This window comes from Streptomyces sp. NPDC040545 (genome assembly GCF_055595065.1).
On record NZ_JBVIWA010000022.1, the window covers coordinates 62,198 to 75,315 of the forward strand.

The 13,118-nt window shown below is 71.6% G+C and carries 14 protein-coding genes; 8 read left to right on the forward strand and 6 right to left on the reverse strand.

The window, feature by feature from the left end; genetic code table 11:
• Nucleotides 1–416 precede the first annotated feature (416 nt).
• The 3 genes from ACZ573_RS31975 (at nt 417) to ACZ573_RS31985 (ending at nt 3,868) form a co-directional block, all read left to right on the forward strand.
• Nucleotides 417–1,631, forward strand: coding sequence for a serine hydrolase domain-containing protein (locus ACZ573_RS31975; protein ID WP_471310989.1), 1,215 nt, complete (start codon nt 417–419; stop codon nt 1,629–1,631).
• A gap of 164 nt (nt 1,632–1,795) precedes the next feature.
• Nucleotides 1,796–2,782, forward strand: coding sequence for an MsnO8 family LLM class oxidoreductase (locus ACZ573_RS31980; protein ID WP_471311128.1), 987 nt, complete (start codon nt 1,796–1,798; stop codon nt 2,780–2,782).
• Between the two features lie 252 nt (nt 2,783–3,034).
• A complete protein-coding gene (locus ACZ573_RS31985; RefSeq protein ID WP_471310992.1) occupies nt 3,035–3,868 on the forward strand; it encodes a polysaccharide deacetylase family protein in 834 nt (277 codons plus the stop codon).
• Nucleotides 3,869–3,897: 29 nt separating this feature from the next.
• Here the strand turns inward: ACZ573_RS31985 and ACZ573_RS31990 are convergent, their stop codons facing one another.
• The 3 genes from ACZ573_RS31990 to ACZ573_RS32000 form a co-directional block, all read right to left on the reverse strand.
• The gene (locus ACZ573_RS31990) at nt 3,898–5,106 is read right to left on the reverse strand and encodes an FAD-dependent oxidoreductase (protein WP_471310995.1); all 1,209 of its coding nucleotides are present in this window, start codon (nt 5,104–5,106) and stop codon (nt 3,898–3,900) included.
• 95 nt (nt 5,107–5,201) lie between these two features.
• Nucleotides 5,202–5,705, reverse strand: coding sequence for a F0F1 ATP synthase subunit B family protein (locus tag ACZ573_RS31995; protein ID WP_471310997.1), 504 nt, complete (start codon nt 5,703–5,705; stop codon nt 5,202–5,204).
• A gap of 39 nt (nt 5,706–5,744) precedes the next feature.
• A complete protein-coding gene (locus ACZ573_RS32000; RefSeq protein ID WP_471311131.1) occupies nt 5,745–6,680 on the reverse strand; it encodes an EamA family transporter in 936 nt (311 codons plus the stop codon).
• A 31-nt stretch (nt 6,681–6,711) separates the two neighbouring features.
• Here ACZ573_RS32000 and ACZ573_RS32005 point away from each other — a divergent pair, with 31 nt between their 5' ends.
• Together ACZ573_RS32005 and ACZ573_RS32010 are read left to right on the forward strand one after the other, a co-directional pair.
• Nucleotides 6,712–7,242, forward strand: coding sequence for a MarR family winged helix-turn-helix transcriptional regulator (locus ACZ573_RS32005; RefSeq protein WP_471310999.1), 531 nt, complete (start codon nt 6,712–6,714; stop codon nt 7,240–7,242).
• A gap of 121 nt (nt 7,243–7,363) precedes the next feature.
• Nucleotides 7,364–8,056 carry a rhomboid-like protein gene (locus ACZ573_RS32010; RefSeq protein WP_471311001.1) on the forward strand — a complete coding sequence of 231 codons (693 nt, stop codon included), beginning with the start codon at nt 7,364–7,366 and terminating at the stop codon, nt 8,054–8,056.
• Between the two features lie 770 nt (nt 8,057–8,826).
• Here ACZ573_RS32010 and ACZ573_RS32015 read toward each other — a convergent pair.
• Nucleotides 8,827–9,267: a P-loop nucleotide/nucleoside kinase family protein gene (locus tag ACZ573_RS32015; RefSeq protein WP_471311004.1), complete on the reverse strand. Its 441-nt coding sequence runs from the start codon at nt 9,265–9,267 to the stop codon at nt 8,827–8,829.
• A 158-nt stretch (nt 9,268–9,425) separates the two neighbouring features.
• On the opposite strand from ACZ573_RS32015, the gene ACZ573_RS32020 reads away from it, so the two are divergent.
• Both ACZ573_RS32020 and ACZ573_RS32025 read left to right on the forward strand, forming a co-directional pair.
• Nucleotides 9,426–10,073, forward strand: coding sequence for a hypothetical protein (locus ACZ573_RS32020; protein WP_471311007.1), 648 nt, complete (start codon nt 9,426–9,428; stop codon nt 10,071–10,073).
• Between the two features lie 55 nt (nt 10,074–10,128).
• Entirely contained in the window at nt 10,129–10,380 is a 252-nt protein-coding gene (locus ACZ573_RS32025) for a hypothetical protein (RefSeq protein WP_471311010.1), read from the forward strand.
• Between the two features lie 635 nt (nt 10,381–11,015).
• Here the strand turns inward: ACZ573_RS32025 and ACZ573_RS32030 are convergent.
• On the reverse strand, nt 11,016–11,579 hold the full coding sequence (locus ACZ573_RS32030; protein WP_471311012.1) for a ribosome-inactivating family protein: 564 nt from the start codon (nt 11,577–11,579) through the stop codon (nt 11,016–11,018).
• A gap of 483 nt (nt 11,580–12,062) precedes the next feature.
• On the opposite strand from ACZ573_RS32030, the gene ACZ573_RS32035 reads away from it, so the two are divergent.
• Nucleotides 12,063–12,506 carry a hypothetical protein gene (locus tag ACZ573_RS32035; protein WP_471311014.1) on the forward strand — a complete coding sequence of 148 codons (444 nt, stop codon included), beginning with the start codon at nt 12,063–12,065 and terminating at the stop codon, nt 12,504–12,506.
• 204 nt (nt 12,507–12,710) lie between these two features.
• Here ACZ573_RS32035 and ACZ573_RS32040 read toward each other — a convergent pair whose 3' ends face one another.
• On the reverse strand, nt 12,711–12,884 hold the full coding sequence (locus tag ACZ573_RS32040; RefSeq protein WP_471311016.1) for a hypothetical protein: 174 nt from the start codon (nt 12,882–12,884) through the stop codon (nt 12,711–12,713).
• Nucleotides 12,885–13,118: the final 234 nt, after the last annotated feature.

Sequence of the window (13,118 nt, forward strand, 5' to 3'; positions counted from 1 at the left end):
CGTGCTGTACGGGAACCGAGGGCACCGGGCCGTCCGGGCCGGTCATTCCCTCCGCGTGTGCGCCGGCGACAGCGAGCAGCACGGTGATGGCCGTGGAGGCGAGGACCTTGACCGATCGGCGTGCGTGCATGTTCTCCCCGTCGCTCGGAAGGATGGCATCTCGCTCCCGTGACTACCAGGACCAGGGGCGTGGCCAGGCGAGCAGGCTGTGCGGTACGGACGGCAGAAGCCCGCCCGGCTCTGCGGCGACCTGGATCCGACGGCGGCTGTCCGACGGCGACTTGCGCGGCCAACCGGGGGGTCACGGCGCGCGCCGCGGACCCGGCGGGTCGCCCGGGCTGCTACTGCTGGGCCGGGCCGGGCGCCACCCGCCCCGGTCCTCCCGGCCGTTCCCGAGCACATCAGGAGCCACGTACATGCCGTCCCGTGCCCACGCCCGAGCCCGCGCCCGCCGAAACCGCCTCCGCACCGGGCTGTCCGCCACCGCCTTGACCGCCGCCGCGCTCGGAGGGCTGCTGCAGCCCGCGCAGGCGGCCGGTGACCCGGGCCCGGGCGACGGCCGCCCGCACCACGACAAGCGCCTCCAGCGGCAGCTCGACGGGCTGGTCGCCCTGGAGGACGGCCCTCCCGGGGCCATCGCCATGCTCACCCGGGGCGACCGTACCGAGGTGTACACGGCCGGCGTCGGCGACGTCGCGACCGGTCGCCCACCGCACCCCGACGACCACATGCGCATCGCCAGCATCGCCAAGGCGTTCAGCGGGGCCGTGGCCCTCCGGCTCGTCGACCAGGGCGCGCTCTCCCTCGACGACACCATCGGCGAGCGCCTGCCCGGCCAGCCCGAGGCCTGGCACGCGGTGACGCTGCGCCAGCTCCTCCAGCACACGAGCGGCCTGCCGGACTACTCGGCCGACCCCGGGTTCCTGGAGATCCTCACCGCCGACCCGCGCCACGTGTTCGACCCGCGCACCCTCCTCGACTTCGTGGCCGACGAGCCGCTGCGCTTCGCCCCCGGCTCCCTGTACGAATATTCCAACTCGGACAACATCGCCGTCGCGCTCATGGCCGAGGCCGTCACCGACCGCCGCTACGAGGACCTCCTCAAGGAGCTCGTGTACCGCCCGCTGGGGCTGCGCCGCACCAGCCTGCCCCTGGGCTACCGCCTCCCGCAGCCGTACCTGCACGGCTACGACGTCGAGCCGCCGGCCGAACCGGAGGACATCAGCGAGGCCGTGGGCGCCTCCGGTGTCTGGGCCTCCGGCGGCATCGTCTCCACCCCCAGGGAACTGGGCACCTTCATCCGCGCCTACGGCGGTCCCGAGCTGCTGTCGCCGCAGACCCGCAAGGAGCAGCTGACCTTCCGCCCCGGCGACTCCTCGGAGCCGGCCGGCCCCGGCACCAACGCCGCCGGACTGGCGATCTTCCAGTACACCACCCGCTGCGGAGTGCTCTACGGCCACACCGGGAACTTCCCCGGATACACCCAGCTCGCCGCCACCACACCCGACGGCACCCGGTCGCTGACCTTCTCGATCAACACCCAGACCAGCAAGGGCAACAAGCCCGCGCTGCTGGCCCGACTGCGCACCGTGCAGGAGAACTTCGTCTGCGCCCTGCTCAAGGAGCACTGAGCCGCAACGACGACTCCGGCTGTCGCGAAGCCGGTTGCAGCGGGGAGGCGGGGCAGCGGGGCAGCGGGGCGGGGAGGCGTGGCAGTGGGGCGGCGTGGCGGCGTGGCGCGAAAACGATCACGCTCGTCCGCGCCGCCACCCGCGATCCCTATGCTGACGCCATGCTGCTCGACATACCTCTTTCAGCGCTGGAAGTCGCCATGGTGCAAACGGGCACCCGAGCCGCGGACACCCTGCGGGACACCATGGCCTTCGCCCAAGAACTGGAGAACCTCGGCTACCACCGCATCTGGTATGCGGAGCACCACCACTCTCCCGCCATCGGCGCGTTCCCACCCGTCGTACTGACGGCGCACGCGGCCGCGTCGACCTCGGCCATCCGTCTCGGTTCGGGCGGGGTGCTCGCCCCCAACCACGCCCCGATCACGCTGGCGGAGCAGTTCGGCACGCTGGCCGCCCTGCACGAGGACCGCATCGACCTGGGCATCGGCCGCGGTCCCGGCACGTTCGACGAGGCCACCGCGCGGGCGCTGCGCCGCGGCGCCGGCCCCGCGACGGATGCCGAGTACCGGGACGACGTGGCCGCGATCCTGTCGTTCCTGGTGGACGAGGTGGCACTGGGCCCGCTGCCGGAGCCGTGGCTGCTCGCCTCCAGCCCCGCTGGGGCCGCGCTCGCCGCGGAACTCGGCCTGCCGGTCGCGGTCGCGCACCACATCCGGCCGGACAACACCCTTGCGGTTCTGGAACGTTACCGGTCGGCGTTCACCCCGTCCCGCTGGTGCGAGCGGCCCCGGGTGCTGCTGTGCGTGGAGGCGGTGTGCGCCGAGACGGAGGAGGAAGCCGTCCGGCGTGCGGGGCCGATGAACGTCGTCAAGGCCGGCCTCCTGAAGGGGGAGAGCCAGGCCCCCTTCCCGACCCCGGCGCAGGCGGCCGGCCACCCCTTCACGGAGCAGGAGCGGCAGGCGCTGGCGGGCTTCCGTGCCCAGCAGGCCGTCGGCACGCCCGAGACCGTTGTGCGGCGGCTCGCACAGCTGGCCGCCGAGACCGGGGCGGACGAGCTGATGCTGGCCACCCCCGTCTACGACCTCGGTGACCGCATCGCCTCGTACGCGCTCATCAGGAAGCACTGGGTAGCCGCGACGGCACCGTAGGCCGGCCGACCGGGAGACGCTCCCCGCGGCCCCGCGGCGTCGACGGGTCGTGACACTGCTCACAGGCGTCACGGCACCCCGGTCGCGGCCACAACCGTTGGTGCTCCGAGGTTGTCGGGCTCCGGTCGAGGGGCTGGTGTGCACTGAACCACACAAAACGGGCCATTTGGTGGGGGAAGGGGTCCGAACGGATGACCTAGCCTGGACCGACCAGCGAGATCCGGGGGCTGAGGGCAAAGGAAGAGCACGTCCATGCGCATCACCACCACTTCCGCACGTCGTCGACGGGCGGGCTACGTCGCTGCGGCCGCCCTCCTCGGCCTCCTGGCGGCAGCCGGCACTCCCGCGTACGCCGCCACGGACGGCTCGGTGGACCACGCCCCGGACGCGCCCCCCGGCGGCCACTCCGCACCGGCCGGAACCGAGGGTGCCGCCCAGGGCGCCGCCCACGGGACCGTCCGGAGCGCCTCCGGGGTCCCGCTGGGGATCTCCCGGCTGGCGCAGGGCGCGGGCCGCCAGGTCGCGATCACCATCGACGACGGCCCGGACCCCCGCTGGACGCCCCAGGTCCTGGAAACGCTGAGGAAGAACCACGTCAAGGCCACTTTCTGCATGATCGGCACCAAGGCGCAGAAGTACCCGGAGCTGGCACGTGCGGTCGCCGCCGACGGGCACCGGCTGTGCGACCACTCCGTCGACCACGACGTCACGATGGACCACAAGCCTGTCGCCTACCAGCGGCAGCAGATCCTCGACGGCAAGGCCATGATCGAGAAGGCCGTTCCCGGGGTCCCCGTCGCGTACTACCGCGCGCCGGGCGGAGCCTTCACCCCTGACAGCCGCGCCATCGCCGCCGCGAGCGGCATGCGCCCGCTGGGCTGGAGCGTCGATCCCCAGGACTGGAGCCGCCCGGGTCTGGAAGCCATCCTGGCCACCGTGGAGGGCAAGCTCCCCCAGCAGCCGACGGTCCTCTTCCACGACGGGGGTGGCGACCGCAGCGAGACCGTCGCCGCACTGAAGGAGTACCTGCCCTGGCTCAAGAAGCAGGGCTACGGCTTCTCCTTCCCGGTCAGCACCACTCCCTGAGGGGCACCCGGTCCCGGCCGGCCTGTCCGCTACGCGGCGGGGAGGCGGAAACCGTCGAAGAGGTCGTCCATGCCGCGCAGGGCCAGACGGGCCGGGGTGACACGGACCGCGAGATCACGGACGGCCACCACGACCGGATTGCGTACGACGCCCAGACGCCCGACCCGGCGAGCCCGAAGACGCACGGCGTCGGTGCGGCCGCGGCGGGCGGCGGTGTAGGCGGCGAGGGCGGCCGGAACGGCGGTGTCCTCGCCGTCGGGGCCGCCGCCGACGGCGTCGCGCTCTCCGGTGGGCAGCAGGCGGGCGAGGATCACCGCGTCCTCGATGGCCTGGCAGCCGCCCTGGCCGAGGTTCGGGGCCATGGCGTGGGCCGCGTCGCCCAGCCAGGCGATCCGGCCCTGGTGCAGGTACGGGAGCGGGGCGGCCAGGTCGTAGAGGTCGTTCCGCAGGACATCGGCGGCGTCCAGGCGCCCGACGCGGTCCAGCAGCGCCGGAACGGGGTCGTGCCACGAGCCGAAGCGCTGCCGCAGCTCGGTGCGCGGGTCGGCGAAGCGGGTGTCGCGCGGGACGACCGCGGTGGCGTAGAGGTAGTAGCGGCCGTCCACGAGCGGGGTCACGCCGAACCGCCGCCCCCGCCCCCACGTCTCGCTCATGGCCGGTATTCGCAGGTCCGGCGCGTCCACGATGGTCCGCCAGGCCGTCTCACCGAGGTAGTGCAGTCCGGGGTGCGCGGGGAAGTGTGCGCGGCGCAGCGGACTGTGGATCCCGTCGGCCGCGACGACCAGATCGGCGGGAAGGTCCGGGCCCGCCGCCGTGCGAACGGCCGGACAGCAGCCCTCGGCATCGTCGATGCCGGTCACCTCGGTGCCGTAACGAAGGGCCGAGGGTGGCAGAGCGGCGGCGAGGGTGGCGGTCAGGGCCGGGCGCGGGACGGCGAGGGGCGCCATGCCGTAGCGGGCCGCCATGTCCGCCGTGCCCGCCCGGGTGAGCCACCGGCCGTCGGGGCGGCGCACGCCCATCGCCGCGGGTACGGCGCCGCCGATCGCCCGGGAGACATCGACGCCGACGGCCTCGAGCGCGCGCAGGGCGTTGGGGGCGAGGCCGATTCCGGCGCCGGTGACGGGGGGTTCGGGGGCGCGCTCGCAGACGGTGACGCGCCAGCCCCGGCGGTGCAGGGCGACGGCGGTCGTGAGGCCGCCGATTCCGGCTCCGACCACCACCGCATGACGGTTCGTCATGGCCGACCTCTCCGTCCGGGGCCCGGTGGCACCCCACTCTAGGGCGGTGGGGGACGGAGTACGCACCCGTCCCGGACGCGGCAGCCGCCTTGAGCTCAGCTCGTGGTGTCGGCCTCCGCGTCGGCGAAGAACGCGTCGGCGACGGCGCAGGCGCGGTCCATGTCGGTGAGCGGCTCACCGAGGATGCGTCCGGCCAGCTCGGCCGCCAGCCCGAGGACGTGCTCGCGGAGCTCTGCCTCGGCGATCACTCGGTCGGCCTCCAGTTGCACGGTGGCCGCGGCGATCATGTCCTCGCGTGCCTTTTGCCCCTCCGAGCGAACGGCGGCGACGAGGGCGAGGCCCTCCTCGTGTGCGGCCTGGCGGATCTGAGCGGCCTCGTGACGGGCGGCGCTCAACTCTGCCTGGTACTCGGCCCGCACGCGCTCCGCCTCCGCCTGGACGGCCTCGGCCCGCTCGAACCTGCCCGCAGTGACCTCTTCCCGCTCGGCGAGGGTCTTGTCGATCCGCGGAAGGAGGACCTTGGCCAGAACGGCGAAGACGGCGAAGAAGGTGATGAGCCCGACTATGAGCTCGATGAGATTCGGTTTCAGGGGTCCCATGATCGAATCGTAGCGGCGCGCATTATGTCTCGCTTCGAATTACGATGACCCCATGGCCCGAAATCGCCTGTCTCGTAGCCGGTGTGAGTCGACGTCAGGTGCAGGCTGAGGCGACGCCGGCCCTTTGCCCGGGGGCCGGCCCAGAGCGACTCCTCCCAGCACGAGTGCCAGTCCGCACAGCTGCCGGCCCGTCAGTACCTCCCCGGCGACCGCCGTCCCGAGCAGTACACCGGTGACCGGATTGAGCAGCCCTATCAGGCCGACCGTCCCGGCGGGCAGACGGCGAAGCCCGGCGAACCAGACCGCGAAGGCCAGCGCGGTGGCGACCAGGCCGACGTAGCAGAACGCGAGGAGAGCCGACGGGGACAGCGGTGGCGGGGAGCCCTCCACGGCTACGGCCACCGGCAGCAGGAGCAGGCCTCCGGCGGTGAGCTGCCACGCGGTCGAGGCGAGCACTCCGGTGCCGGCGGTGCCGGCGGTGCGGGTGTTCCACCGCTTGGCCAGGACATGGCCGACGGACGACACCAGCACCGCTGCGGCCGAGGCCAGAACGCCCGGCGTGCTGATCCGGCCCGCGCCCCCGAGCAGCATGAGGCACACCCCGCCCAGCCCGATCACGGCGCCCGCCAGGTGAGCGACGCTGGGCCGCTCGGCGACCAGGGGCCAGGCGGCGAGCATCATGATCAAGGGGGAGACCGCCATGACGGTCGAGGCCACGCTCGTCGGCAGCAGCTGGGAGGCGGTGAAGACCAGGAAGAAGAACACGCTCACGTTGAGCAGCCCGAGCACGGCGGACCGTCCCCACCATGCGCCGCGCGGCCGTTGCCGGCACAGCGCCAGCAGCACCAGGCCGGCCGGCAGCGCTCGCAGGGCGGCCCCGTACAGCGGGCGGTCCGCCGGCAGGAACTCGTGGGTGACGAAGTAGTTGGCCCCCCAGGCCACCGGCGCCACGGCCGTCAGCGCCACCCAGCGCATATTCGCTTCCATGGAAGGTAATATAGCTTCCATGGAAGCAAACGTCTCGTCCGAGGGGCACGGCCCACCCCCGGACCTGGACCGGGTGGCTCGGATCCAGGCCGACTGGCGCCGCGAAAGGCCCGACCTCGATGTCGCCCCACAGGGCGTGATCGGCCGACTGCACCGCCTCGCCGACCGGCTCGGGGCAGAACTCCGCCTCGTCTACGACCGCTACGGCCTCAGCGAGGGGGAGTTCGACGTCCTGTGCGCACTGCGCCGCGCGGGTGAGCCCTTCGAACGGGCGCCGGGCGAGCTCGCCGCGCACACCATGGTCACCACCGGTGCGATGACGAAGCGGATCGACCGCCTGGAACGGTCCGGGCTCGTCACCCGGCGGCGCTCGGCCGACGACCAGCGCGGCCGGATCGTCGCCCTCACCTCGGCCGGGCGTGACCTCGTGGACCGGGCGTTCACCGAGCACATGCGCAACGAACGCCGTCTGCTGGACCTCGTGACGGCGGAGGAGGCCGCGCTGCTCGAAACGCTGCTCGGCACCTGGCTGTCCCGCCTGGAGGACTGACGCGGAGGAGGGCTCCCCTCGTGCTCTCACCCGCCGGTTCCCGTCCTCGGCTCGGCCTGGAGAATGCCACGGTATGAACTCTCAGTCACCGCAGCGCCCTTGGGGCGGGCCACTCCGCATCGTGCGGGGGTACCCGCGCCGTGCGCCGCTGACCCTCGCCTATGTCTGCCTGCTCCTGGCGAGCCATGCATGGGTCATCTACGGGTTGTCCGCCGATCGGGCGGACAGCGTGTTGGGCTACCTCAGCACCAACCTGGACAACCTGCAGGAGCATCCTCTGCCCGCGCTGCTCGGCAGCGCGCTGTTCTTCGACGGTACGCTCACGGATGTCACCTCGACCGACTTCGTCGGAACCTTGATCACCTTGGGTCTCGGCGTCTGCTGCTTCCTGGCCTGGGCGGAGCACCGGTGGGGGAAGCGGCGCGCCGCAGCCGTGTTCCTCGGCGGGCATGTCGCAGCCACCCTGCTCACCGCTGCCGTCATCACCGTCGCGCTGCGGCACGATTGGTATCCGGCCGCCGCGCGGCAGGCCTTGGACTACGGGGTCAGTTACGGAGCCCAGACCGTGCTGGCGATCGGCACGCTCGCCCTGCCGCGCTGGGGCCGCCTCCCCTGGGCCGCATTCGTTCTCGCATGGCCCCTCGGCGGTGCCGACTGGACGACCGGGCCGCTGCCGGACTTCACCACGGTCGGCCATCTCATAGCGGCGGCCCTCGGCTTCGGGCTGTTGGGCGTCCCGGCCTTCCGGCGGCGACGCCGTTCCCGTGCGGACTCGAGCGGTGACCACCAGGTTTCCTGCTCGCCGGGCACCTGATCGTGTCAGGGGACGGTTCGGCCTGCCGAAGGCGGTGGCGCCGCACGGGCCCCCCTCTCCGGGGGTCCGTCAGACAGGCTGCGAGACTTGGGTGATGAGCACAAGGCGCCGCCCTCTCGGGCAAGGACCGGTTCCCCTCCGCGAGGATCAGGAGCAGCGCGTCGTACGCGGCCGCACGGCTGCCGAGCGGGCCATCGAGGACCCGACCCCGGCCGAACCGTCCGGGGCGGAGCCCGTAACGGCCCGGCGAACACTGGGGTTCGGGCTCGGCACCGGTACCTGAGGCGGCACCCTGCGGTGCGGGCCGGACGCAGCCGGGACCCTCAGGCCTTGCCCGTTCGATCACGACCGCCGTCGTCGGCGGCCACGAGGACCGGGCCGCCTGGTCCGTGGGCCACCAGGTGGACCTCACCCGCCCCGACCGGCGGGCCGTCCCGGCCCGTTCCCTGCGACACGAGGGCCCGGCGGGGCATTCCTCCGGGTCGCCCTGACCGACGGCTCCGAGCTCGAACGTGCGCGTCGTCCCCGTCGTCCCCACCGCCCTGACCGTCACCGGCCCCGGACGGCTTCTCCTGGGTACCGGCGACGCCCGCGTACTGGCCTGACACCGGGCTGACGTGTGAGCACGGCCGCGTCGTGGCCCGACGATTCGGAGGTCAGCGCGCTCGGACGAAGGCTCCGATCTCGGCCACGCCAGGACGGTAGCCGTCGGACGTGTCCACGAGCAGGGCAGGCGCGTCGAGGGAGATGTCGACGAACGCCTCGGGACTCTAGGCGCCGGTGGCGATGTCGTCGAGGAGCTGCCGGTCGCGGTGCGCGGCGCGGTGCCTGTCGGACCCGGCACGCTCGGCGATGCGTGCGACGAGAGTCGTGGTCGGGGCGGTGCAGCGGACGACCCTGAGGTCGGCGATCTCGATGAGGGGTTCGAGGCCGGGGCGCCAGAGCCGGTCCTGGTAGGCGGCCTCGGCGACGACGGTGACGCCGGCTCGGAGGAGCACGCCGAGGGTGTCGAAGAAGGCGTGCATGGCCGGGATGTCGAGGGGGTCCGCACGGTCGGCCCGGTGGGCCGCGGCGTTCGTGACCAGGCCCTGTTTGATCTCGTCGCGGATGATCGCGGGGCAGCCGATTTCACGGGCGAGGCTATGGGCGAGGGTGGTCTTGCCGGTGGCGGGCGGTCCGCTGACCACCGCGAGGGTCGGCCGCGCCGGCATTCGCTGAGCTCCCGAGGTGTGTGCGAGTGGGTCGGCCCTGCCTGGTCCGGCGAGTGACCGCGCAGGGCTCGTGCCGAGTGGGAAGACGATGATTCCGGGCTGTCGGCTCAGTGTCTCGTATACGACGAGCCGTGCGGGTGTTTCCTATGCTGACGCCCATGGGTCTGGATCTCACGCTGTTCATGGTCGATTGGGAGCAGCTGAGCAGCATCCCCGTCGAGGAACGGCTCGAAGCGCTGGAGGACATGGCCTGGCCGGGGGAGCACGACGACACGTACGACGCCGGGCACGGACGGTCCTGCGGCCGGCTCCGGCCCCCGGATGCGGACCCGGATCCGGACCCGGATCCGGGGTCGGCCTGGTGTGCCGAGTACCGCTTCTTCACCACCACCGGCGCCTATGGCCCGCATCCGCGCGCGGGTTCCGCATGGGAAGACATCCGGCTGCTCGTCGACGCGTCCGTACGGGAGGCGATGGATGCCTTCCTCGACGGTCTGCTCGGGGACGCGGGTCCGGCCGACGATCCGGCCATGCCCGACGGCGAGGAGTTCTTCCCGCCCGCCGCCGACCAGTGGCATCCGCGCGTCCTGCTCGTATGCCCGCCGGAGGCGGTACGGGGCAAGGCCCATGCCTGGGAGCGGGCGGAGCCGCGCCTGGAGGAGTTGCGCGGGCCGTTCTCCGCGGAGTGCGAGGGCTGGGCAGGCCGCCCGGACTCCTTCGAGGACTTCATCGCGCTCCTGCGCGAATGGGGCGACGTGACGACAGCGGCTGCCCGCCGCGGATGGGGCCTGGTGGGTCTGCCGTAGCCGTCGGCGAGTGCTTCGGAACCGGCGCCTCGGCGAACATGAGTACGCTCGGCCCGTGGAAGACCGCGGTCCCGTCAAGGTGCGGTTGCCCCGGTCCGTGGCCGAGTCGGCGGTCGCTGCCTGGGAGCGAGAGGAGCTGGGCCGGGTCGGCGAGGAGAGCCGTGAGGAGTACGAGCTGCGTCATGACGCTGCTGAACTGGCTTTCATCGGCCTGGCGATCTCCTCGTCCGGTGTGTGGGACGGCGAGGAGGTCGTCGTCGACCTGGATGTCGTCCAGATCGCGTCGGCCTTGCGGGCCGCGTGGTAGGTCGTGCGCCAGTGCTCCACCGAGCAGGAGGACGGTGCGGTCAGGGCCCGGTGGGCTCCGTAGAGCGCGGCGGACAGCAAGGACCCGTAGAAGCGGCCCCTGATGCGCCGGCGCGGGTCGCCGTGGAAGCCGTACCCGGTCTGGTGGCGGCTGTGGGAGGCCGCGTCGTCCACGAGGGTGCGTACGTTCTCGGCGGGGGTGTCGGTCCCGCACCGGCGTAGAGGGCGGGTCCCGGGTCCTGGGACTGGGCGCGGTCTTCAGGCAGAGCGTGTGCTGCTGGTCGCTGGCCAATAGCGCACGAACTTGACCCTGCGCCAACTGGCGCCGCTGTTCGGAGTGTCCAAGTCCCGCATGCACAACCTCACCCTTGCCGGACAGGCGAGCGGGTCCCGCAGGGAACGGCCGCGTCCGCACTCGCTCAGAGAGCACTTACGGGACAGGTCTTGGACGGCAAGGCCACCCCGCCCCAGCACGTGGGAACGTGCTGGGGCATATGGGGATGCCGCACTGCCGGGCCGGAATCGCGGATCTTATGGGGTTTTCTCATGAGCCCTTCAACCGATGCTCGCCCCTATTCGGTGCCCCAACACCTTTGGATGGGCGACGTGCGCGAATTTCAAGCGACCGCTACGGACTTACAGTCGCCCTCCGGTCATCCAGATCCGCGACATCGCATCGGCCAGGGCGGGGTATCGGGCGGCCTCGCAGAGCATTTCCGACAGCACGAGCATTCCGTGAGCGGTGCTCCGCGGATCGCGGTTCTGGTGCAACCGGATGACCGCGTCGCTCAAGGGCCGGCGCCCGAGCAGGATCCCCGAACGCCGGACGGCGGCGGCCCTCTCCAGGTCGGCGCGGCCTCCACCGAACGGCAGGGCTTCCGTCCGGCGGAGGCCCGGTGGCGCGACCGAGTCCCGCACGTGGCGTACGTACGCTTCAGGCGGGGCCTGGCCGTTCTCGAAGATGTTCCGGAAGCCGGCGATCCGGAGGCTCGTATTGCGTGGGCGGAGCTCGATGTAGAGCTCGATGAACAGACCACGCAGCTGGACGTGGAGGGGAAGATAGGGCATCTCGCCCTGCTTGCGCCCGGCTCCGCCGAAGAATCCCTGTGCATCTTGCGCCTTTCGCCGGATGGTCGACGTCAGGGTTCGATACTCGTCGGCAGAGGCGAGCGCCGGGGAAAACAGCATCGGTATCAGCATGGCCGGCCTATCGGGGGAGAGGTCCGGAACTCGGACTTCCCGTGAGCGATCTGACCGCAATCGCTTGGATCCTGCTGCACTCACGCATGCACATCACCACCTTCGCCATAATCCGACGACGGGTTCATCACCCCGTCGGTGCCGGGTTCGGTCCGATGCGGTCCTTTCTAGCCGTCCGGGCAGCGATCAAGAGATTTATTGGCCCCTGTTGCTAAGAAATCAGCGCGTGATCCCGGAGGCCCGGACGAGCGGCTGGACGACGCAACGGAGCCTGGCGAAGCCCGGGTTGAGGGCAAGCGGACCGCCACGAGACGGCCGCCACCACCCGAGGGCCGACGGTTGCGGCCTGTACGCTCAACCACCTGCAGGGTGCTCTGACTTCTGCGGCAGATACGGCTCAGGCGGTCGCATCCTTGCAGATCAGCGGCACCTTTTGGCTTTCCTGGCGTCAGCCGCAGAGTTGGACGAAGAGAAGGTGACACAGTGCTGGTGCCGTTGATGGGCTTGCTGCTGCTCCTCAGTGTGGCTACGGCGGGAGCGGGCATCGTGATCGTCGTTCTCCTGCTGAAGAACCCACCCCTGGCTCTGACCAGAACCTGTGCGGTTCTCCTACTGACCTTCTCCTCTTCGGCAGCAGCGGTGTACTGCTACGGCTGGTTTTCCGTCATCCTGGGCGGTCCGTTCCCGGAGTTGTGCGAGGACCGGAACGCCTCCGGCGCGCCACTGGCCAGCCTGAAACAGGAGTACTGGCCTCTGCGCAACGCCTGCGTCCACTCCGATGGATCGACGGTGGAGTACGTCCCCATGTCGATCAACGTGCTCGTCTGCGTGCTGGCAGGCCTTGCCGTCGTCCTGACGGGTGCCGCCGCCCTCCTGCGCCGGCGGGCCCGGCGATCTCCTGAAAGCACCGCCGTTCACCTCGCCTGACCGTGCCGGGCGGCCCACCGCCTGCCGTCCCGTCGGCCCTCTCGGACCGCGTGGACGACCCGCCGGGCAGGGTCTGGCCGACCCGGGTACCGCGGCCGGGCGGCGGTCACCCGCGCACCCGGCCCGTCTTCCACGGCACCGTCACCCACTGCGATCCGGCTCCTGCTCCGGCTCCGGCTGCGTTCCTGAGTGCCGGGCGGCCCCTCACTCGTCGCGGCGGCTGTGCTGCCCGAGCAGGCCGAGTGCCGTCAGCACAGCGATGGAGAGCGTCATCCAGCCGATGAACGCGCCGCCGCCGTACAGCACCGCACCGGCTGCCGGCGCCCCGGCCTCACGCGAAAGTACCCCCGCCACCACCGCTACCAGCAGCGACGACACGAAGGACAGGAGTGCGAGAAGTACCTGAACGGGAAATGTCAGCCTCAACGGTCGATCCCTTCATGAAGGTGATCGACCAGTCGGCGGGCAGCCTCAGCTCGACCACCGCTTACGGATGGCCTGCTGAGGCTCTGCGACGATCGGAGACTCATCGTGCTCATTGCCTGTCGAGACGGAAGCACTGTCCCCCATCGGACACGTCGCCAGTGCTTGTGGCTCTCGAATGAGCAACAC